This is a genomic window from Arthrobacter sp. 179, assembly GCF_052379645.1.
GTDB lineage: Bacteria > Actinomycetota > Actinomycetes > Actinomycetales > Micrococcaceae > Arthrobacter_H.
In genome coordinates this window covers 20,509-40,988 of sequence record NZ_JBQSYU010000001.1, presented here as the reverse complement: position 1 = coordinate 40,988, position 20,480 = coordinate 20,509, and the positions used below count along the sequence as shown (strand labels likewise).

Here is a 20,480-nt window from a genome sequence, read left to right as displayed (position 1 = left end):
CCGGGGCTAGTCCTCGCGCGGGTCTCCCAGTCCGTAGATTGCGTCGTGTTCGACCGCTCCATACCGGTGATCGTACTGCGGCTTCTGGTAGGCCAACTCGCCGCCTTGCCGACCGCCATGGGGGCGACCATGGTCGGCATATTCCTCGCGGACGAAGACCAGCCGCCAGGGGCCGATGCCGATGCGGGCGCCGGTACGCAACGTGTAGGAGCCACCCTCCGGCAACCGGGTGCTGCCGGTCACCGGTGAGGTGGCCGTGAGGATGTACTCATCATCCGTGGAGTGGGTGATGGTGGCATGGGCATCGCTGGTCTGCGGTAGCCGGAGTTCGGCCTCGGCGTTGCCGCCGATCACCGTGGTTTCTACGCTCAGGTCGAAGACCTGCGCCGGGCGCCCGTCCCAGGCTTCGCCGTCCTTCACGAAGATCAACCGTGGGCGGCCGCCACCATAGGTGTAGTGGGTCGTCGTCGGTCGCATCCGGTAGTTGCGCTGGAACGTGGGCGAGAGCGGGAAGGGTGTTCCCGGGGGAACCAGGCTCTGTGCGGGATCGCCCGGGGAACCGCGGAGCAGCGCGGACCAAGTCCCGTCCTTTCCCGGCCGGATGTGGGCCGATCTGGTGAGTAGCCGCTGTGCGGCATTGGCCTTGACGGCTCCCAGCGACACGATGGTCCCTTCGGGTGAAGCCAGTGAAACACTCAGGCCCCACTCGCTGAGCTCCTTGGCGAATCCCCTGACCGAGCGCAGATCGGCACGCGGACCGATCCGGTACAGATCGGGGGTGTCGGTGCTGATGACCACCTCGGTCCCGTTGGCCTTCATGGTTCCGTTCACCGTGGACTCCGGCTCGGTATCGGTCGCCGGGACGGTGACTGAGAAGGCGAGGTCCATATCCAGTCTCATCGGATCATCACCGATCCCGGTGGGGGTCCGAGCCGACGGCCTGATCATCGCTGGTGGTGACCCGCAGCGTGCCGTCGAACTTCCAGGTCGCACGAGGTGCGTCCGGACCGATGTCCCGGGGGACTTCGACGGTCATGTCAACGAGCGTGTAGTTCACGGCTGCGCCGCGTCCGGTGAGATAGGACCACAACTGCTGGCCCAGATCCGACCAGTCGCTGACCTGGTTTGCTCCGGATTCCTGTGGCGTGCTGGCTTCCTGTGACATCGCAAAACTTCCTCTTCGGTCGCGGACGAAATTTCGGTGCCTGCTCCGGGTGAGTCAGGTCTGGTGTGGGACTGCGTTCGTCTCAAGTAGTACGATATTCTAGTTATCAATTATTTGATAGACCTATTTATTTCGTATTGGCGTGACCGGCACTGCGCGATGGCGGACCTCCGGATCGGGGGCCCGGGCCTCGATGCGGGCCAGGATTTCCCCCTCGGCGGCATCGAGGCCATCGCGCAGCATCCGGGCCGCCTCCTCCGGCCGGCCGGCCCGCAGGCAGGCCACGAGGCCGATATTGCGTTCCACGTAGTGCGGATGGAAATCCGGCGTCGTGGACATGGTGTGGAAGACCAGTCTCATCCGGGCCAGCACCCGGTCCATGAGCACCTGGAGCGTCTGGCTTCCGGTCAGGGCGATGACCGCTTGATGCAGGGCCTGGTTCGCGTCAGCCATCCCGGGCACCGACCCGGCGTCCCGGGCCTCCGCGGCCCGGCGGACGATGGCGTCCATGGCTTCCAGTTCCCGTTCCGCAGGGGTGCCCCACAGGACGGCGGAGGGTTCGATCACCCGGCGCACCCGGTAGATCTCCCGGACGTCCTCGGCTCCGGGGGAGGCCACGAAGACCCCGCGGTTGGGGATCCGCACCACCACCGATTCGGCGACGAGTGTCCCGAAGGCTTCCCGCAGGGTGTTGCGCGAGACACCGAGCTCCACCGAGAGCTTCTGCTCGGAGAGCTTCGACCCCGGGGTCAGCAGGCCCGCTGCGATCCGCCGGCGAAGGACCGCGGCGATCCACGCCCCCGTGTGGGCGTGACGGGAGCCAGCGCCGTCGTGCTCATGAACTGGAGGCGTCATGGCTCCCGGCTCCTGGCTGGTGGTCGGGGCAGCAGGGTGTCGGGGTCCACCACGGTGAAGCGGATGGACGTACCCGGGGGAACCTGGGCTGCGGCCGGCAGGTCCTCGGGGACGACGACGGCGATCACCGGGTACCCGCCGGTGACGGGATGGTCGGTGAGGAAGAGGACGGGCAGCCCCGAGGGGGGAACCTGCAGGGAGCCGGTGGCCGTGCCTTCGCTGGACAGCTCGCCGGTCCGGATGCGTTCCACGGGGGTTTGCCGGTCGCCGGTCTCCAGGCGGAGCCCGACCCGGTTCGACTGGCTTCCGGCGGACCATGGGTGGCGGCAGAGGGCATCGATGGCGTCAGGGGCGAACCAGTCGGCCCGGGGGCCGGAGGTGATGCGCAGATTTACGGTGCCCTCCCGGGGCCGGGGCAGGACGGAGGGTTCGGGGTGGGTGACGATATGCCCGCGGGCCACGGAAGCGACCGGCACCGAGGTGCCGGACACCAGTGGTGCCGGGCCGAGGCCCGATAACGTGTCCGCCGAACGGCTGCCCAGCACCGCCTCGGCCACCAGCCCGCCGCGGACCGCGAGGTAGCTGCGTAATCCGCTGGTCGGGGCCTGCACCGTGAGGACCTCGTGATCGTGGAGGGCGAAGGGTGCGCGGGCCGCCACGGGCCGTCGGCCGTGGGGTCCGGAGACCGTCGCCGTCTCGGCGGCACCGGTCAAGGACAGCGTCAGCTCGCCGCAGGCCTGGATCCGCAGTCCTCCCACCAGGGTTTCGACCACCGCCGCGTGGGCAGGGTTTCCCACCAGCCGGTTGGCCTGCCGGGCCGAGGCGGTATCGGCGGCACCTGCCGCCGGAACCCCGAGATCGCCCAGCCCCGGGCGGCCCAGATCCTGGATCAGGGACTGCGGTCCCGGGGAAAGAACAAGAAGGGAGGTGTCGGAGGCCTCGGCGCCTCCGGTGTCTTCGGCCCGTGGGGTGGGGGTGCCGGCCGTCGGGTGGAGCTCAACGAGTTCACGGACGGCACGGTAGCGGACCCGGTCCCCGGGCCGGACCAGCGCCGGAGGGTCCCGGTCCAGATCCCACATCACGGCCTGCGTGCGGCCGATCAGCTGCCACCCACCCGGGGACCGGGCCGGGTAGATGGCCGAGAACCTCCCCGCCACGGCCACCGATCCGGCCGGCACGGCCGTGCGTGGGGACTGCCGACGCGGCACCTCCAAGGACGCGTCGTCCCCGTGGAGGTAGGCGAAACCCGGCGCGAAACCACCGAAGGCGGCCGTCCAGAGCTGGGCCGTGTGGGCGGCGATGACCCCGTCGGCGCCCAGTCCGGTCATCCGGGCGACCTCGGCGAGGTCATCGCCGTCGTACACCACGTCCACGGTGATCTCGCGTCCGCCCACCGTGGTCGACGGCCCGTCATCCAACCGGTCCAGGGCGGCGGGGGCCGCCAGGGCGTGGGCGCGGGTGTCGAAGGCGAGCATCACGGTGGATGCCGCGGCGAGCACCTCGATCTGTCCGGGCAACGGAGCATCGGTCAACCGGCGGTGGAGGGCCACGACGTCCTCCAGCGTGCCGACTTCGACCAGGAGGGTGCGCGTGCCGGCCCAACGCAGCGCCGTCGTCCTCATGCGAACGGCCGGATGTCCACGCCTGCCTCCTCCAGTCCCCGGCGGACCGCGCCCGCGAGTTCGACGGCTCCGGTGGTGTCGCCGTGCAGGCAGATGCTCTCGGCGGGGATCGACAACGTCGAGCCGTCCCGGGCCGTCAGGGTGCCCCGGGTGGCCAGCCGGACCATGTTGGTGCTGATGGCTGCCGCATCGTGGAGCACGGCCCCTTCTTCGCGGCGCGGGACCAGCGACCCGTCGGAATCATAGGCACGGTCCGCGAAGGCCTCGATGACCGGACGCAATCCGGCGGATTCGGCGCGTTCCAGTGCCACGGATCCGGGCAGCAGGAGCAGGGGCAGATCGTTGCCGAAGGCCTTGACCGCGTCGACGACGGCCTCGGCGTGCTCACGGTGGTGGACGATGGCGTTGTAGAGGGCGCCATGGGGTTTGACGTAGCTGATGGAACCACCGGCCGCACGGGCCACCGCATCGAGGGCCCCGAGCTGGTACAGGATGTCGTCGGCCAGTTGGACGGGGGAGCAGTCCACGAAGCGGCGGCCGAAGCCGGCCAGGTCCTGATAGGAGACATGGGCCCCGATGCCTACTCCGGCAGCCACGGCATCGCGGCACGTCCGGCCCATGGTGGAGGGGTCGCCGGCATGGAAGCCGCAGGCGACATTGGCGCTGGTGACGGAGCGGAACATGGCGGCATCGTCGCCCTTGCTCCACTCGCCGAAGGATTCGCCGACGTCGCTGTTCAGGTCGATGGTGGGCACCGTGGTCTCCGTCCGGTTGCTGGTCCGACCAGCATGCACCAGAGACAATGATTGTTCAACAATCCGATGGTTGCGGGCTGGTTCCGCCGTCGGCGAGGAGCAGCCACGGCGGAGAACCGGCCCCGCCCGGAGGGGCCGGAAGTTGGCCCAGAGCATAAATCTGCCGTGGAGGGGGCGATCTTCAGTGGACGTTCAGGTCGCATTGCTAGCCTCGACAAGATTCAAAATCCTCAGGAGGTAGCACGTGAACAAGAAGAAGATGCTGGCCGCACTGGCACTGGTGGGGTCGCTTTCCCTGGTCACTGCCTGCGGTAGCGGCGGCAATGAAGAAGCCGATGGCTCGTCCGCGGCACCCTCCTCGCAGTCCAGTGAGCAGGCGGCCGCCCCCTCGCCGGACCTGAAGGGCATTCCCGATGTCGTGGCCACGGTGAATGACAAGGACATCTCCAAGAAGGAGTTCACCCGTGTCTACGAGAGCCAGTTCCAGCAGGCGGCCATGCAGGCACAGATGTCCGGCCAGGACCTCTCCGACCAGACGGAGATGAAGAAGCAGGTCGCCGACGGCATGGTCGGCACCGAACTGCTGATCCAGAAGGCCAGGACAGCCGGCGTGAAAGCCACCGAAAGGCAGATGGACAAGGCGCTGACCGAAGCGGCGAAGTCCCAGCAGATGGATAAGAAGGAGTTCCTGGCCGCCCTGAAGAAGCAGGGCATGGAGCGCAAGACCGTTGATAAGCAGATCAAGCAGCAGGTCGAGGTCGAAGGCTACATCGAGAAGGAAGCCGGTCCCTTCGAACCCAGCGAAAAGGAGCTGAAGGCCGCCTATAAGAAGGCCGAGGACGCCCAGAAGCAGCAGGGCAAATCCGGTGAGGACGCCCCGGAGATGCCCAAGTACAAGGACGCCAAGTCCCAGCTGAAGCAGCAGCTCGTCCAGCAGAAGGAGAACGAAGCCACCCAGACACTGGTGAAGAAGCTGCGTAAGGACGCCGACGTCAAGATCAACCTCTAGGATCGAGACGTTTCCGGGCCGGTGATGCTGGCAGACTAGGACCGTGGATACACAGGTCCTGGTCACCATCATCGCCGGCCTTTTGCTGGTCTTTTCCGTCGCAGGAACGATCTATCCCGTGTTGCCGGGAAGCCTGCTGACGATCCTCACGCTCTTGGGATGGGCCCTGTTCATCGGCGGCCCGGCGGCGTGGACCTGCGCGGTGGTGGGCATGGTCCTGGCCCTGGCCGGCTGGTCGGCGTCGATGGTCCTGACCGGGCGCAGCCTCAAAAGCCAACAGATCCCCCGGGGAACGATCCTGTTCGCCGTGGCCGCAGGCATTGCCGGGATGTTCCTGATCCCCATCGTCGGGCTCTTCCTGGGGTTCGGTGTCGGGCTGCTCCTGGCCGAATATGCCCGGAGGCGGAACCTGGGATCCGCGATGCGCGCCAGCGTGAGGACACTGAAGTCCACGGGGATCGGAATACTCATCGAATTCGGTTGCGCCGCGCTCGCCGGTTCGGTCTGGACCATCGGGGTCATCTGGCATTTTTCCGCTCGGTGAACGTGGGCGCTCCCCGCGGGGCGGCGCGCCCCACACCCCCTTGTGAGTTTGCTCGCCTTCCAACGCCCTTCACCGTGTCGGCGCGGATTTGCGGCGTACTTTGATAGTACGAAGAATTTCACGGAGTGTCGATTCACTCGGAGGGAGCATGGTCATGAGCGTCGCACCGGATCGTCAGCAGCGTGCAACGGGCAGGACGATGCATCTCGGCGAGGACATCCTGCTGGCCCGCCATGGTGATCGCATCATCCAGCTCCGTCAGGATCGCAAGCACGATCTGACCATCGCCCGCCTGCAGGGCGGACGCACCGACTGGGCCGCCAACACGCTGGCCGGGCTCACCGAACGCGTCCCCGAATCCCCGGCGATGCGGATGGGGCGTCTGGCCGATGATTTCAAGACGGACAAACTCCCCATGCCGAGCGACGAGGTCCGCTTCCTGGCCAAGCTCGGGGTCATCTGGGGCGGCCTTTCGCTGGCCTTGAGCGCCGGGATCCTCTGGCTGACCTACCAGTCCGCCAACCCCGATCTGATGCAGTCGATGATGGGCGCCACCGGCTCCTAGCCCTGGTGCTGGCCGCAGAGCAGCCCTTTCAACAGCGCTCCAGCTGCGGCCGAAGAGCCTGCGACCTGCCGCGGGGTGTCACCGACGTCGAAGGCGCTCTTCAAGACCGCGGTCGACTCGATGGACCCCGAGTACGGATCGGGAAGCAACATCGCCGGGCTCGGGATGGTGTTCATCCTGGGTATCGCGGTGCTTGCCCTGGGTGTGGTCGTCATGTTCTACATGCGGTGGCGCTACCCGGCCTTCTTCCAGGGGCCACCTTGCGCCGAGCCAAATAGCCCGATGCATGCTAGACTTCTTGATCCGGTCGTAATCCGCCAACGCCCGCCGACGGGACTCGGAGAGGTCCTCGAGGGGCTCGGGATAGTCGGGAAGTGCTGCGTCCGGGACCCAGCGGGAGACATACCGGCCATTCGCGTCGAAGCGCTTGGCTTGGGTTTGCGGGTTGAAGATCCGGAAGAACGGTGAAGCATCGGCGCCGGAACCGGCCACCCATTGCCAGTTCGCCGGGTTGGACGCCTGATCGGCATCCACCAGGGTCTCCCAGAACCATTGTTCCCCGACCTGCCAATGCACCCCCATGTTCTTGGTCAGGAAGCTGGCGACCAGCATCCGCACGCGGTTGTGCATCCACCCGGTTTCCCACAGCTGACGCATGCCCGCGTCGACCATGGGCAGCCCGGTGCACCCCGCCTTCCAGGCGTCCACGGGTTCCTCCGAGACGGCCTGCTCGGTGGTCGCCGTCGGGCTGCGGATACCGCGCAGCCGGGCCGGTGTGGCCGACCCGGGTTCCGTCGGCCATCTCCAGTCGAAGCCGTCGAAGACCCGCCGTAGGTTCGCTTGGGCCAATTCCGGGTGGTGGAAGAGCTGATGCCAGCAGAACTCGCGCCATCCCACCTGCCGCAGAAAGGCCGCAGCGCCAGCCGTGCTCGGGCCGGGAGCCTCGGAGAGGGCATGCCAGAGTTGGAAGGGGCTGATGTGTCCCCAGCGAAGATACGGCGACAGTCGACTGGTGCCGGCGATGCCCGGGAAATCATGCCCCTCTTCGTAGTCGGCCACGGCCTCCTCGCTGAACTCCTCCAGCAAGCGCCAGGCGGCGGCCTCTCCGGGGCTCCAATGGGTCGCGAGTTTTTCCGGCCAGGTGGAACCGGCAGGAACCAGTGTCCAGGTAGCCAGATCGTCCGAACCGATTGCGGGGATCTCCTTTCCCGGCCGCGGATCACGTGGGTTGGCGCCAACTGACGGGGCTTCCATCGGGTGTCGGAAGTCCAGTTTCTTGAGCTGGTTCCAAAACGGCGTGAAGACCCGGTACTGCCCGCCCTGACCGGTGGTGACCTTCCACGGTTCGTGAAGGAGCGAGGCCTGGAAGCTCTCGGCATGGACTCCGGCGACCCGACTGTTCTCCTTGACCGCCGTATCCACTACCCGTTCTGGTTCCCAGTACCTGCGGTTCCAATAGATGCTCTCCGGGTTCAGCTCCTGCACCAGAGCCGACATGACCGTGGCCGCCGGGCCACGGCGCAACACCAATTGGATGCCCCGGTCCGCGAGATCGCTGTGCAGACCGGTCAAGGCCTGATGCAGCCACCAGCGGGCGGCCCCACCCAGTGGGTGCAGCCCCTCCGATTCCTCGTCGAGGATGTAAACGGCCACGACCCCGCCGTCGTCGGTGGCCGCCAGGAGGGCGGGGTTGTCGGCGAGGCGTAGGTCGTCGCGAAACCACATGATCGAACTCATCGGATCCCCACATACCAGATCAGCAGCATGGTCACGCAGAACCCTGTGAAGTAGTTCAACCACAAAAAGCGGCGCCATCCCCGGTTGGCGACCCCCGATCCGGCATCGTCAACACGCAGGAACTGCAGGACGTTGGCCGCATACGGCAAGGCCAACAGCCCGGCCAGGGGCCCGGGCCAAGCACTGGCTAGCATCAACAGTCCGGCGGCAACATAGGCAGCGGCAGCGGCGACGACGGTCGGGCGGGCGCCGAGCACGGTGCCCACCGAGCCCAGGCCCGCCTCACGGTCCGGGACGATGTCCTGCACCGACCCGAAGGCATGACTGGCCATCCCCCAAAGGAAGTAGGCCGCCAAAAGACACCACAGCCCGGGGGTGAAGGTGGCCCCGGCCAGGACCAGCCCGTACAGGGCAGGGGAGACGAAGTGGATGCTGGAGGTGGCCGAATCCAGGAAGGGGCGTTCCTTGAACCGGAACACCGGGGCGCTGTACGCATAGACGGCGAACAAGGACACCAGCAGGACCAGGTTGGCGGGCCAACCGCCCTGCGTGGCCAGGGCAAGGACGAAGGGCAGCGCGAACAACGCCGAGGCCCACAGGATCGTCCGGTGCCGGGTTCGATCCACGACCGCCCCTTCGGCCCCGCCCTTGCGGGGGTTCAGCAGGTCCGATTCGTAGTCGAAGACGTCGTTGATCCCATACATCGCCAGGTTGTACGGCAGCAGGAAGAACAGTGTCCCCACCACCAGGATCCAGTCGATGCCACCCGTGGCCAGCAGGTAGGCAGCCGCGAACGGGTAGGCGGTGTTGACCCACGAGACGGGGCGGGAGGTGGCAATGAGGTCCTTCATGGGTCCTTTCGGGGACGGGGATCCAACAGCAACCAAGCCGAAGGCAGCAGGATGGCGGCCCCCAGAGGATAGGCGAAGTCCTCCAACGGAGCCAGACCGACCCTCGGCCCGGCCAGCGTCTCGGAGGAGTAGTCGAAAAGCCCTGAGCCGATCATGACGTTGTCGAAGACTGCCGTCAGGATCAACAGGGCGAAGACACCGACCAACATCGCCGTCATCCGACGGCGATCCAGCCGACGGGCCAGGGAGGCCCCGAGCAGTGTCAGCAGGGACAGCCCCAGAAAGAAGTAGTTCAGTGCCAGATAGCTCACGAGCCCACCGGTCCTTCCTGCACGGTGGCCCGGTGGCCTGTCTTGTCCCGGGCCAGGTGGCGAAGCCAGAGAATGCATCCGGTGAACGCGATCATGGTCTGGTAGCTCAGGAACAGCAGGAAGACCGGCTCCTCCAAGGGAAGCTGGTCGGCCAGCATGATGCCGGTCATCAAGGGGGAGTCGCGGTGCAGGAAGATGCCCGCAGCGATGGCCCATAGATCCCAACTCAGGAAATAGACGATGCCCAGGGCCAGGACGAGCGCCGCCTTCCAAGGGCGTGACCAGAAGAACAGGCCGAAGCGGGCATCGAGCAGCGTCATGCAGCCGAGCAGAAACAACAGGATCAGCAGATAGGTCATGCCGTTCTCGCCGGGGATTCGGCATTCGCCCTGGTCGTTCGAGGCCCGGGCACCGGCAACGCGCCCCGGAACGTCTGCCCGCGGATGGCCTTGAGGACCAGTTCGGCGCTGATCATGCACATGGGGACCCCGATGCCGGGGCGGACGGAACTTCCGGCGTAGAACAGACCGTCTACCTTGGCGCTGCGGATCCCCGGCCGCAGGAAGGCGCTCTGGCGCAAGGTATGGGCAGCACCCAGTGCACTGCCCTTCCAGGCATTGAAGTTCTCCACGAAATCCCCGGGACCGTAGCTGCGCCGCACGACGATCCGCTCACGCAGGTCGGGGATCTCCGCCCATTCGGCGAGCTGGTCGAGGGCGGCGTCGGCCACCCGTTCCACCATGGGCGCCCCGGTGCCGTCGGCGCCACCGGCACCCCAGGCCTCAACGGGCGGGGAAGGGACGAGGATGAAAAGGTTCTCGTGCCCGGCCGGGGCAACACCGGCATCGGTTTCACTGGGTTTGCAGACGTAGATTGATGTCTGCGAGGCCAGGTCCTCCCCGGCGTCGATCCGGCCGAAGTTCTCCCGCCAGTCGGCGGTGAAGAGCAGGTTGTGGTGGACCAATTCATCGAGGTTTCCACGGATCCCCAGACAGACCAGTACCGCACTGGGGCCCGGGTCGCGCCGCCGCCACATCCGTTCGGGGTGGCTCTGCCTTCCGGGCGGAAGCAGCGTGGTCTCGACATGGTGCAAATCGGTGGCGGCCACCACGTCGGTGGCCTGGATTACCTGCCGGGCCCCGGCGGCATCGGAGTATTCCACGGTATCGACCACGGCACGCCGGCGGGACCCGTCACGGGTGGTGATCCGTTGCGCGGTGGCGTCGGTGATGATCGTGACGCCTGCGGCGCGTGCAATGGCTTCCATGGCATCGACGAGGGCGGCGAATCCGCCCTTGGGGTAGAGGACGCCGTCGGCGAGATCCAGGTGGCTCATCAGGTGATACATCGCCGGCGCCTTGAAGGGGGTGGTCCCCAGGAAGACCGCGGGGTATCCGAGCAACTGGCGTTGGCGCGGGTCGCGGAACCTTGCGCTGATGAAGGCGTTGAGGTTCGTGGCCAGCAGCCGGGCCATGTCCACCCCATGGCGGAGCACCATGGGGTGGGCCAGCCCCGCCAAGGTGCGGAAGTCGTCGTAGAGGAAGTGCTTCTTGGCCAGCGAGTAGGTCAGTTCCGCTGACTCGAGATAGGACCGCAGCTTCTGCCCGGACCCGGGATCCATGGAATCGAAAAGTGCCTCGACGTCGGCTCGGCCGGTGCGCACGTCCACCGGCTCCTGGTACGCCTCGAAGAAGGTGCGGTAGGCGGGGGCGAGCTTCACGAGGTCGAGTTGCTCGTCGGCACTGGTTCCCATGAGCCGGAACCAGTGGTCGATGACCTCGGGCATGAGGTACCAGGAGGGGCCGGTATCGAAGGTGAAGCCGTCGACCGCATGGCGTCCGGCCCGTCCTCCGAGTTGTTCCCCGCGTTCCAAAAGCGTGACGTCGTGACCGTCGCGGGCCAATAGGCCAGCGGTGGCCAGCCCCGCGATGCCGCCGCCGATGACCACGATCCTGCGGGTTGCTTGGCCCGTCGGGGACGAAGGGCCGGTGGTGGGGGCCGAGCCGGTGGGACCGCGCCTGTTTCGTCGTGCGGCCCGGGCGGCGGGGTCGTAGTAGCGTCGTGCGGCACGACGTCGGAATGAAGTCCAGCTCATCAAACTGCCTTTGCCTTGCGCGGGGACCGTGCTGCGATGGCACGCAGCGCGATCGAAGCTTTCTCGGCTCCCGGGACCCGGATCCTGCGTTGGAGCAGGTGCTCTGCGGGAGCTGCGTCAAGCCGATCGACCAGGGCCACGAACAGCCCGTGGGCCAAGCCAACGGCCCGCCGGGCGCCGGGGGCCAAAAGGGGAAGGCCCGCCTGCGCTTCGATGAGTTCCGAGCGGATCTGGGCGATCAAATGGTCCTTGGCCGCCTCGTCGAGGGGCGCGGTGCCGGAGGCGGCAACGTAGTTGCGTCCCAGTTCCTCGCCGTCGGCCGCCAGATCGCGCAGGAAGTTGACTTTCTGGAAGGCTGATCCGAGGCTGCGTGCCGCCCGTTCCAGTTCCTGGTCGTGGCCCTTGCTGGCTCCGGGCATGGTCTGGAAGACGCGCAGGCACATCAGTCCCACCACCTCGGCGGAACCATAGATGTATTCCTCCAATGAGTCGGCATCATGCCGGGTGACCGTCAGGTCGGCTCGCATCGACGCAAAGAACGGTTGTGTCAGGCTTGCCTGGATCCCGCAGTCCCGGGCCGTGCCGGCGAAGGCGTGGACCACCAGGTTGGTGCTGTACCCCGACAGCATCGCCAGCTCGGTCTCCTGTTCGAGGCGGTTCAATTGCTCGCCCACGGCGACGACATCCAGACCGGCGGCAGCCGCTGCGCCGTCCACCACTTCGTCGGCGACACGAACCAACGCATAGATGTTCTCGATGTCCCGGCGGGCCCGGGGGCCCAGCATCCGGCAGGCGAGACCGAACGAGGAGGAATAGCGGGAAATCACGACGCCGGCACTTCGGCCGGCCGCGTCGGAGTATTTGGAGAGGTCCTCGATGCTCATGACTACTTCTTCCGATTCAGGACATGTTCGCCGATCGTGGCGAGCTCGTCGAGGATCGCCGGAGTCAGCTCGAGACCCCGTGCCTCGTTCAAGGCGGAGGTGACCAACTTCGACGCGAGGGCCCGGGCTCGGGGTTCGGCGCCGCTATCGGCCAACGCCGAACGCACCTCCTCGATGCCGGCACGACCGGCAGCGTAGGCATCCCGGGCGTAGCGGAACCCGTGGTGGCCTTCCGCCTGGGCCGTCAGCACGGTGCGTTTGCCCGAGCGTAGGTCCGAGTCGATGGACTTGCCGGTCTCCTGGGGGTTCCCGAAGGTCCCCAGGACGTCGTCGATGATCTGGTAGGCGGTTCCCAGGTTCCGGCCCAACCCGCCCAACCGTGCCGCCAGACGTGGCGGCGCGCCAGCGAGCAACGCCCCGGCTTGCAGCGGGGCTTCGAAGGAGTAGATGGCGGTCTTGAGCCGTTCCATGTTCAGCACATCGGATTCAGGTGTCCTGGCCGGGGAGAGGGAGAACACCAGGTCATCGAGTTCCCCGGCGGCTGAAGCCAGGAGCGCGGAATGCACCACGTCGAGGATGGTGCGGGCGTTCGGGGAGCCGGCCGAGGCCAAGGCCGCCAGGCGAATGGAACCAGCCAGCAGGATGTCGCCGGCGATGATGGAGGCTGAATGTCCTGCATGTTCGGCGGTCCCCGAGGCATGTCCATGGGCCAGTGCATCGTCGCGATACCCGGCTCCCAGGGTCGGGACACCGCGACGGACGAAATCACGGTCGATGACGTCGTCGTGCATCAGCAAGGCGGCGTGAAGCATTTCGAATCCGGCACCGAGTGTGGCTGCTGCCTCGAGATCCCGGCCTCCAAAGGCCCGGAAGGCGACGTGGACCAGGTGGGGTCGCGTCCGCTTGCCGCCGTGCAGGGTGGCTTCCAGTCGCCGGCACAAGGCGTCGTAGTTCCGTGAGTTCAACCCCGGTGCCGCACGGTCCGCCCGTTGCTCCGCATCGAGTATTCGTTGCACCATCTCGTCGAAGGAGGGGGAGGCCTCCTGGGGCGAAGGCGCCATGCCGGTTGATTCAGGAGGCGGCCTCGTGCACACGCTTCCGGATGAGCCTGCGTGTTTCCACTCATGGAGTTCGGTACTCATGTCCCATCCTCCGTCTTCTTCGCCTTTGCGGTGGGGCCGGCGGTGGTGGGTCCGCCGGTTTCCTCCGACTGCTCCTGGTGTTCCTGGGCCATCGCGTCGATCCGTTCCTGTACGGCATCCGCTGCTCCCTGCAGATAGCGGGTGACGGCCTGCTGTTCCTTGTCGTCCATCTCCCGCACCAGGGAGTCGGTTTTCAGGATCATCGGCATGAGTTGCGCCATGGCCTCGCGTACCGAGGAGTCGGTGGGTTTGACCAGGACCCCGCGGCGGTCGGTGGGGTGGGGGACGCGTTCGGCATGGCCCGCTTTTTCCAGCCGGTCGATGACGCTGGTGATGGCCGCCGTGGTCAGGTGGAGGGCCCCAGCCAATTTCGAGGGTGTCAGCGGCCCCAGCTGCATGAGTTGTTGCATGGCCTGGAAATCGGTGTCGTTTGTTTTCAGGTGCATCCGCATGCGGTATTCCATGACGTCATTGAGCACCAGGATCCTGCGCAGGTGCACTGATGCCGGGTGCATTCGGCTCGCCGGGGAGGTGGGTTGCTCATTCTCTGCCATGGGTCCAGCCTTACTTGATAATAAGAAAATCTAGCTACATACTTGTGCATGAATCACCATTTGTCGAGTGCGACTCCTCTGGAGACGATGAAGCAGGAGCGAAGAATGCCGACCACGACAGCACGCTCGGGCACCCTGGCCCCATTGCTGACGGCTGCCGCCATGGCCTTGGCCATCGCCGGGGCCTTCCTCGGAAGCGGCGCCGTGGTCGGGACGTCGGTGCAGGATGTGGCGGACGGCTGGCTGTCAGCGGATGGCACCATCCTGGCACCGGGGTCGGGTGCCTTTTCGATCTGGAGCATCATCTATCTCGGCCTCCTGCTCTACGCCGTGGTCCAGTTCCTGCCCTCCCGGCGGGATGATGCCCTTCACCGCAAGCTCCGAGGATGGGCGGCGGCGTCCGGCCTGCTCAACGCCCTGTGGCTCGGGGTGGTCCAACTGGGATGGTTGGGGGTCAGCGTGGTGGTGATCTTCGCCCTTTTGGCCACGCTGTGCGTCATCCTGGTGATCCTGCGGCGCACCCCGGAGTCCAATCTGCTGGACCGGGTTGTTCTCGGTGGCACGTTTGGCCTCTATCTGGGGTGGGTGTCGGTGGCCGCAGTGGCCAACGTCTCGGCCTTGCTGGCCTCCTCCGGGTTCACGGGTTTCGGGCTTCCGGTGCCGGTCATCGCCGGTGCCGTCCTACTGGTGGTCGCAGCGATCGGCGTGGGAACCGCGGTGTACTCGCGCGGTCGGCTGGGACCCGGTGTGGCGCTGGCGTGGGGATTGGTCTGGATCACCGTCGGCCGCAGCGACGGCGGGCTGGAATCCACCCCCGTGGCCGTCACTGCGGCCAGTGCCGCAGCCCTCGTCCTGGTAGCCGTCGTGGCGGCACGACTGGTCACGCACGGGCCGGCAGCCGAGGTCGCGCGGTCGTGACAGCTGTTCGTTGAACCACCAGTTTTCAAGAGCACCACCGACGAAGGAGAAGCAGATGAGCCGCATTGCCGTGGCCGGAGCCACCGGATACGTCGGGGGCCGGTTGGTTCCGCTATTGCTGGAACGGGGGCACACCGTGCGGGTGCTGACCCGCAATCCCGCCAAGCTCCGCGATATTCCGTGGGCCCATCAGGTGGAAGTCGTCGAAGGGGCCCTCGAGGACGCCCGGGCCGCGCAGCAGCTGGTCGAGGGGGTCGACGTCATGATGTATCTGGTGCACTCCATGGGTGGGGACGCCTCCTTCGAACGAATCGAGCGTAGCTGTGCGCTCAACGTGGCCCAGGCCGCGCGCGAAGCTGGTCTGAAGCGGATTGTCTACCTCTCCGGGCTCCACCCCGAAGGTGAGCTCAGCCGCCATCTGGCCTCCCGCAAGGAGGTGGGTGAGATCCTCTCCACCTCGGGAACCCCAACGGTGGTCTTGCAAGCCGGACTACTGATCGGCTCAGGATCCGCCAGCTTCGAAATGGTCAGGCACCTCACCGACGTCCTGCCGGTCATGCCCGCGCCCCGCTGGGTGAGGAACCGGGTCCAACCCATCGCCGTCCGGGACGCGCTCTACTATCTGGTCAATGCCGCCGAGTTGCCCGAAGGGGCCGCCGGAACCTTCGATATCGGCGGGCCCGACGCCCCGACCTATTCGGAGATGATGCGCGGTTATGCCAAGGTCGCGGGTCTGCGCCAACCCTGGGTGATTGCGCTGCCCGTGCTCACCCCGTGGCTCGCCGGCCAGTGGGTCAATCTGGTCACGCCCATTCCCCGCGCACTGGCCATCCCGCTGGTGGAGTCGTTGCAGCATGACTGCGTGGTGAAGGACCGGCGCATCGATGATCTGATTTCTCCTCCCGAGGGCGGCCTGACCGGCTATGAGCGGTCGGTGGAGTTGGCTCTGATCAAGATCGAGGCGGGGGCCGTGGAGACGTCCTGGGCCAATGCCGAAGTACTGGCGGAGCCGGCCGAACCCTTGCCGAGTGACCCGGAATGGGCCCGGCGGACCGTTTTCACCGACGACCGGGAACGGGCCTCCGACGCTTCCCCCGAGCAGGTGTGGAAGGTCATCGAGGGCATCGGTGGCGATAACGGCTGGTACTCCATGCCCCTGGCCTGGTCGGTCCGTGGCTGGATGGACAAGCTGGCCGGTGGTGTCGGGCTGCGTCGTGGGCGCAGGAGTCAAACGAACCTCATGCTCAATGACGTCGTTGATTGGTGGCGCGTCGAGGCCATCGAGCCCGGGAAGTCACTGCTGTTGCGCGCCGAGATGAAGGTGCCCGGTGGCGCCTGGCTGGAGTTGAGGGTCGAGCCGGCGCCCGGGGGCGGAAGCATGTACCGTCAGCGGGCGATCTTCTTCCCCCGCGGCTTATGGGGTCGGCTCTATTGGCTGGGGGTTCTGCCCTTCCATGGGGTCATCTTCAAGAGCATGGTGGACCGCGTGGTCCGCGCAGCGCATCAACGCTCCGGGGCCTGAAACCCACTGCCTTTCGACGGATCAGGGTTCGTGGAGCAGGCCGGTGGTGCGGTAGGGGATGACCTCACGCAGGAACATCGACGTCGAGGTGCGCGTGATGCCCGGGCAGAAACGGATGACCTCACTGACCCGGTACAGGTCATCCGGGTCCGAGGCCACGACCCGGATGAGCAGGTCGGTGTCACCGGCCGGCGCGAAGCATTCGAGCACCTCGGGAATGTCCCGCAACGCAGCGATCGCCTCGTCCAGCTTGGACTGGTCCAATTCCGCGGAGACGGAGGCGGAGACCCCGCGGCCCAGGGCGGCAGGGGTGACGCGACTGCTGTTGGGACGCAAGGCACCCGAGGCTGCCAGCTTCTCGAGGCGGGATTGTACGGTCCCACGAGCCAGGCCCAGCCGCTGGGCCAGCATCATGATCGGGATGCGCGGGTCCTGGTCCATGGCGGCCAGGATGCGGCGATCCGTGGTGTCGAGTTGATATCGCTCGGGTGTCACCCGGTGCTCCTTTGCTGGGGTGCTGCGGATGGCCTCGGCCGGATGCCGGTCAAAATGACCAACGTTCTCCGCGAACGGAATCCAAGAGTAGTCATATTGATCAATCAAAATCAATACTGTTGCGCGGTCTGACCGGCGAATGGTCTATTGATGAGAGGAACTGGGCAATGCCACAAGCATTCGAAGGTCAGGTTGACGGTTCGGCGGCACCACCAGCGCTTCCGGAACGGTACGGCCCAAGAAGCCCCGCAACCAATAGTCCACTACGAGTATGGCCCGCGAGATTCCCCCAGAGGGAATCCTGCGGGCCTACGTGACGTGACCCCTGATTGTCCCCACGTGCTCCTAATGACTGGAAACGACGTCAAACACGGGCTAACTTCGAGATATGAGATTCATGCGTCTGGAAGACGTCGCCGAGGAGTTGAGCGTGAACATGCCCCAGGTTCGTTCGCTGGTCCGTAGCGGCGAGCTCCCCGCCATCAAGGTCGGCGGGCGGGGCGTCTGGCGCGTGGAGCGCAGCGAACTCGAGGCCTATATCGAGCGTCAATATGTCGCCACCCGCGAAGGGCTCAAACAGGACGGTGGCATCACCAGTGATGGAAGCCGCTAGGGGCAGCAAGCTCCCCGCCGTCGTCCCCTCGACGCTGCAGACCCCCGAGGTCCTGATCGACCTCGATATCCTTCGCCGGAACATCGACGCGCTGGGGCGGGCCGTTTCCGCACGGGGACAGCGACTGCGTCCCCATGCCAAAACCCATAAGATCCTGCAGATCGCGGCCATGCAGCGGGCCGCCGGAGCAACCGGACTCACCGTAGCGACCCTCGGGGAGGCCGAGGTCTTCGCCGACGCCGGCGTGGAGGACCTGTTCATCGCCTATCCGCTCTGGGTGGGCGAGCCGATGGCACCCCGATTGGCGGCACTGGCCCGACGGACCCGGTTGCGCGTCGGCGTCGATTCCCTCGAAGGAGCACGGAACCTGGCCTCCCGACTGGGCGAGGAAGCAGCTACGGCCGGCATCATGATCGAACTCGACAGCGGACACCACCGCAGCGGCGCGGATCCGCAGGAGGCCGCGTCCGTTGCCGTGGCGGCCCGCGAGGCCGGGCTGCGCATCGTGGGCTTGTTCACCTTCCCCGGGCACAGCTATGGCCCCGGCGCCTCCGCGGGCGCCGTGGACGACGAATCCCGGGTTCTGCGTCAGGCCGCCGGTTCGCTGCGGGCCGCCGGCTTCGAAGGGTTGGAGCTCAGTGGCGGTTCAACCCCGACGGCCTATGCCTCGGAGCCCGGCGCGGCCACCGAGGTCAGGCCCGGGGTCTATGTGTTCAACGATGCCCAGCAGCTGGAAATGGGCCACTGCGACGTCGGGGACATCGCGTTGACGGTCGCGGCAACGGTCGTCTCCCGGCGGGACCGCCCCGAGGGCGGTGGGCAGGTGGTGCTCGATGCCGGGTCGAAGGTCCTCGGAGGGGACCGCCCCGCCTGGGCCACCGGATTCGGGCGGATCCTGGGTGCCCCACGGGCGCATGTCTCGGCACTATCGGAGCACCACGGGACCGTGGAGTACCCGGCGGGAAGTCGGCTTCCGGGCCATGGGGAGGTCCTGCAGGTCATCCCGAACCACGTGTGCCTCGTGCCGAATCTCGTGGATGCGGTGACGGTGGTCCGGCGGAAGGACGGCAGGACCGGTCCGGAGGCCGGTTACGACATAGTCGACCGCTGGATCGTGGCTGCGCGCGGCCGCAATAGCTGAGCCGGGGCCGGCATGTTTTGTGTTGACCCCTTGGAGTGCGTTAAGCTGACGGACGTGGTATCAGCGTGTGATTTCATGCGCGCGGGGCTTTAGCTCAGTTGGTAGAGCGTTTCGTTCGCAATGAAAAGGTCGGGGGTTCGATTCCCCCAAGCTCCACCACAGCGGAGTCCAGCCGGGTGTCACCCCGACTGGACTCTTTTTCTGCCCTTCGGCCGACCGGGTCCCGGGCTTCCAATGAGTTCACCTGCGGCTCCTGCCAGCTGGTTCGCCGCCGCCCACGGCTGGCCCGTGGGAAGGACGGCCAGGCATAATGCCTCGCCCGCGAAGTCGCAGGCAGCACCGCAGAAGATCCGGGCCATGGTTTCCCTGCCGCCGACCGGTGAAGCACCCGACCCTGCCCCCGTGGAGCCGAACCGCCTACGATGGAACCACCGTGCGATGTTGCACGCAGGACGGATGCGCTGAAGGGAGCCGAGCTGGCATGAGCAGCGAAGCCTATATCTATGACGCCGTGCGCACCCCGCGCGGTCGCGGTCGCCAGGGGGCCCTGCACGGGACCAAACCGATTTCGCTGGTCACCGGTCTGATCGATGCCCTGCGTGAACGCAATCCGGGGCTGGATGAATCACGCATCGACGATCTCATCCTCGGGGTGGTCACCCCGATCGGCGACCAGGGGGCCGACATCGCCCGGATCGCGGCCATCGCCGCCGGACTTCCGGACACCGTCGGCGGATTCCAACTCAACCGGTTTTGTGCCTCCGGACTGGAGGCCGCCAATCTTGCCGCCGCGAAGGTCCGCTCCGGCTGGGAACATCTGGTCATCGCCGGCGGCGTCGAATCCATGTCCAGGGTCCCCATCGGCTCCGACGGCGGGGCCTGGGCCTTCGACCCGGCCACCAGCTTCGACACCTCCTACGTCCCGCAGGGGATCAGCGCCGACCTCATCGCCACGATCGAAGGCTTCGACCGCAGGACCGTGGACGCCTTCGCCGCCAGATCACAGCAACGGGCTGCCGCGGCGTGGGACCACGGGTACTTCGAGCGGTCGATCGTGCCGGTGAAGGACCAGAACGGGGTGGCCGTCCTGGACCACGACGAGCATCTGCGCCGCGGGACCACCGTGGACACGCTGGCCTCGATCCGTCCCGCCTTCGCCCGGATGGGCACCGATGGCGGCTTCGATGCCGTCGCGCTGGAAAAATACCATTGGGTCCCGGAGATCGACCACGTCCATACCGGGGGCAACTCCTCGGGCATCGTCGACGGGGCCGGTCTGGTCCTGATCGGCTCCGAAACCGTGGGCGAGGACCTGGGGCTGACCCCGCGGGCGCGTATCACCGCAGCCGCGGTCTCCGGAGCGGATCCGACGGTCATGCTCACCGGCCCCACCCCCGCCACCCGCAAGCTGTTGGCCACCGCGGGGTTGGGCCCCGAGGACATCGACCTGTGGGAGATCAACGAGGCCTTCGCCGCCGTCGCACTCAAATACCAGCGTGACTTCGCCATCGCCGACGACCGGCTCAACGTCCACGGTGGCGCCATCGCGATGGGCCACCCCCTCGGTGCCACGGGGGCGATGATCCTGGGCACCATGGTCGATGAACTCGAACGCACCGGGCTCCGCCGTGCGGTGGTCACGTTGTGCATCGGCGGCGGCATGGGCGTCGCCACCCTGATCGAACGCAGCTGAACCGGAGGA

At 66.7% G+C, this 20,480-nt stretch carries 23 protein-coding genes and 1 tRNA gene; 10 read left to right on the top strand and 14 right to left on the bottom strand.

The annotated features are described in order from the left end of the window. Window positions 1-6: 6 nt before the first annotated feature. The 5 genes from ACT3UE_RS00210 to ACT3UE_RS00190 all read right to left on the bottom strand — a co-directional run bounded on the left by ACT3UE_RS00210 (window position 7) and on the right by ACT3UE_RS00190 (window position 4,397). Window positions 7-888 (bottom strand): FHA domain-containing protein, encoded by an 882-nt coding sequence (locus ACT3UE_RS00210; RefSeq protein ID WP_444566067.1) that lies wholly within the window; start codon window positions 886-888, stop codon window positions 7-9. A gap of 19 nt (window positions 889-907) precedes the next feature. Further along, on the bottom strand, window positions 908-1,165 hold the full coding sequence (locus ACT3UE_RS00205) for a hypothetical protein (RefSeq protein WP_444553858.1): 258 nt from the start codon (window positions 1,163-1,165) through the stop codon (window positions 908-910). 123 nt (window positions 1,166-1,288) lie between these two features. Then, a complete protein-coding gene (locus tag ACT3UE_RS00200; protein ID WP_444553857.1) occupies window positions 1,289-2,020 on the bottom strand; it encodes a GntR family transcriptional regulator in 732 nt (243 codons plus the stop codon). Continuing rightward, complete coding sequence (locus tag ACT3UE_RS00195) at window positions 2,017-3,642, bottom strand: carboxyltransferase domain-containing protein (RefSeq protein ID WP_444566066.1); 1,626 nt, start codon at window positions 3,640-3,642, stop codon at window positions 2,017-2,019. Before ACT3UE_RS00195 ends, ACT3UE_RS00200 begins: the two co-directional genes overlap by 4 nt. After that, window positions 3,639-4,397, bottom strand: coding sequence for a LamB/YcsF family protein (locus ACT3UE_RS00190; protein ID WP_444553855.1), 759 nt, complete (start codon window positions 4,395-4,397; stop codon window positions 3,639-3,641). Before ACT3UE_RS00190 ends, ACT3UE_RS00195 begins: the two co-directional genes overlap by 4 nt. 244 nt (window positions 4,398-4,641) lie before the next feature. Between ACT3UE_RS00190 and ACT3UE_RS00185 the strand changes: the two genes are divergently transcribed. The 3 genes from ACT3UE_RS00185 to ACT3UE_RS00175 all read left to right on the top strand — a co-directional run bounded on the left by ACT3UE_RS00185 (window position 4,642) and on the right by ACT3UE_RS00175 (window position 6,515). Continuing rightward, entirely contained in the window at window positions 4,642-5,406 is a 765-nt protein-coding gene (locus ACT3UE_RS00185) for a SurA N-terminal domain-containing protein (RefSeq protein ID WP_444553854.1), read from the top strand. A gap of 43 nt (window positions 5,407-5,449) precedes the next feature. Beyond that, complete coding sequence (locus ACT3UE_RS00180) at window positions 5,450-5,950, top strand: DUF456 domain-containing protein (RefSeq protein ID WP_444553853.1); 501 nt, start codon at window positions 5,450-5,452, stop codon at window positions 5,948-5,950. Between the two features lie 154 nt (window positions 5,951-6,104). Beyond that, window positions 6,105-6,515, top strand: coding sequence for a hypothetical protein (locus ACT3UE_RS00175; RefSeq protein ID WP_444553852.1), 411 nt, complete (start codon window positions 6,105-6,107; stop codon window positions 6,513-6,515). A gap of 78 nt (window positions 6,516-6,593) precedes the next feature. Here ACT3UE_RS00175 and ACT3UE_RS00170 read toward each other — a convergent pair whose 3' ends face one another. The 8 genes from ACT3UE_RS00170 to ACT3UE_RS00135 form a co-directional block, all read right to left on the bottom strand. Next, entirely contained in the window at window positions 6,594-8,252 is a 1,659-nt protein-coding gene (locus tag ACT3UE_RS00170; RefSeq protein WP_444553851.1) for a cryptochrome/photolyase family protein, read from the bottom strand. Beyond that, the gene (locus tag ACT3UE_RS00165; protein WP_444553850.1) at window positions 8,249-9,103 is read right to left on the bottom strand and encodes a prenyltransferase; all 855 of its coding nucleotides are present in this window, start codon (window positions 9,101-9,103) and stop codon (window positions 8,249-8,251) included. Before ACT3UE_RS00165 ends, ACT3UE_RS00170 begins: the two co-directional genes overlap by 4 nt. After that, complete coding sequence (locus ACT3UE_RS00160) at window positions 9,100-9,414, bottom strand: lycopene cyclase domain-containing protein (RefSeq protein ID WP_444553849.1); 315 nt, start codon at window positions 9,412-9,414, stop codon at window positions 9,100-9,102. The genes ACT3UE_RS00165 and ACT3UE_RS00160 overlap by 4 nt, the downstream gene beginning before the upstream one ends. Continuing rightward, window positions 9,411-9,773, bottom strand: coding sequence for a lycopene cyclase domain-containing protein (locus ACT3UE_RS00155; RefSeq protein ID WP_444553848.1), 363 nt, complete (start codon window positions 9,771-9,773; stop codon window positions 9,411-9,413). The genes ACT3UE_RS00160 and ACT3UE_RS00155 overlap by 4 nt, the downstream gene beginning before the upstream one ends. Further along, window positions 9,770-11,509 carry a phytoene desaturase family protein gene (gene crtI, locus ACT3UE_RS00150; protein WP_444553847.1) on the bottom strand — a complete coding sequence of 580 codons (1,740 nt, stop codon included), beginning with the start codon at window positions 11,507-11,509 and terminating at the stop codon, window positions 9,770-9,772. Before crtI ends, ACT3UE_RS00155 begins: the two co-directional genes overlap by 4 nt. After that, window positions 11,509-12,393 (bottom strand): phytoene/squalene synthase family protein, encoded by an 885-nt coding sequence (locus ACT3UE_RS00145; protein ID WP_444553846.1) that lies wholly within the window; start codon window positions 12,391-12,393, stop codon window positions 11,509-11,511. The genes crtI and ACT3UE_RS00145 overlap by 1 nt, the downstream gene beginning before the upstream one ends. A gap of 2 nt (window positions 12,394-12,395) precedes the next feature. Beyond that, complete coding sequence (locus ACT3UE_RS00140; RefSeq protein ID WP_444553845.1) at window positions 12,396-13,454, bottom strand: polyprenyl synthetase family protein; 1,059 nt, start codon at window positions 13,452-13,454, stop codon at window positions 12,396-12,398. Between the two features lie 77 nt (window positions 13,455-13,531). Further along, on the bottom strand, window positions 13,532-14,089 hold the full coding sequence (locus tag ACT3UE_RS00135; protein WP_444553844.1) for a MarR family winged helix-turn-helix transcriptional regulator: 558 nt from the start codon (window positions 14,087-14,089) through the stop codon (window positions 13,532-13,534). A 105-nt stretch (window positions 14,090-14,194) separates the two neighbouring features. Between ACT3UE_RS00135 and ACT3UE_RS00130 the strand changes: the two genes are divergently transcribed. Both ACT3UE_RS00130 and ACT3UE_RS00125 read left to right on the top strand, forming a co-directional pair. Beyond that, window positions 14,195-15,007, top strand: a complete 813-nt coding sequence (locus tag ACT3UE_RS00130; RefSeq protein ID WP_444553843.1) for a tryptophan-rich sensory protein — start codon at window positions 14,195-14,197, stop codon at window positions 15,005-15,007. Between the two features lie 55 nt (window positions 15,008-15,062). After that, complete coding sequence (locus ACT3UE_RS00125) at window positions 15,063-16,529, top strand: SDR family oxidoreductase (protein WP_444566065.1); 1,467 nt, start codon at window positions 15,063-15,065, stop codon at window positions 16,527-16,529. A 21-nt stretch (window positions 16,530-16,550) separates the two neighbouring features. Here ACT3UE_RS00125 and ACT3UE_RS00120 read toward each other — a convergent pair whose 3' ends face one another. After that, window positions 16,551-17,024: an Lrp/AsnC family transcriptional regulator gene (locus ACT3UE_RS00120; RefSeq protein WP_444553841.1), complete on the bottom strand. Its 474-nt coding sequence runs from the start codon at window positions 17,022-17,024 to the stop codon at window positions 16,551-16,553. A gap of 397 nt (window positions 17,025-17,421) precedes the next feature. Here ACT3UE_RS00120 and ACT3UE_RS00115 point away from each other — a divergent pair, with 397 nt between their 5' ends. The 5 genes from ACT3UE_RS00115 (at window position 17,422) to ACT3UE_RS00095 (ending at window position 20,471) form a co-directional block, all read left to right on the top strand. Beyond that, window positions 17,422-17,637, top strand: coding sequence for a helix-turn-helix domain-containing protein (locus tag ACT3UE_RS00115; RefSeq protein ID WP_086994207.1), 216 nt, complete (start codon window positions 17,422-17,424; stop codon window positions 17,635-17,637). Further along, window positions 17,624-18,778 (top strand): alanine racemase, encoded by a 1,155-nt coding sequence (locus tag ACT3UE_RS00110; RefSeq protein ID WP_444553840.1) that lies wholly within the window; start codon window positions 17,624-17,626, stop codon window positions 18,776-18,778. The genes ACT3UE_RS00115 and ACT3UE_RS00110 overlap by 14 nt, the downstream gene beginning before the upstream one ends. Before the next feature lie 83 nt (window positions 18,779-18,861). Then, window positions 18,862-18,937, top strand: a tRNA-Ala gene (locus tag ACT3UE_RS00105). Between the two features lie 75 nt (window positions 18,938-19,012). After that, entirely contained in the window at window positions 19,013-19,243 is a 231-nt protein-coding gene (locus ACT3UE_RS00100) for a hypothetical protein (RefSeq protein WP_444553839.1), read from the top strand. 16 nt (window positions 19,244-19,259) lie between these two features. After that, entirely contained in the window at window positions 19,260-20,471 is a 1,212-nt protein-coding gene (locus tag ACT3UE_RS00095) for an acetyl-CoA C-acetyltransferase (protein ID WP_444553838.1), read from the top strand. Window positions 20,472-20,480: the final 9 nt, after the last annotated feature.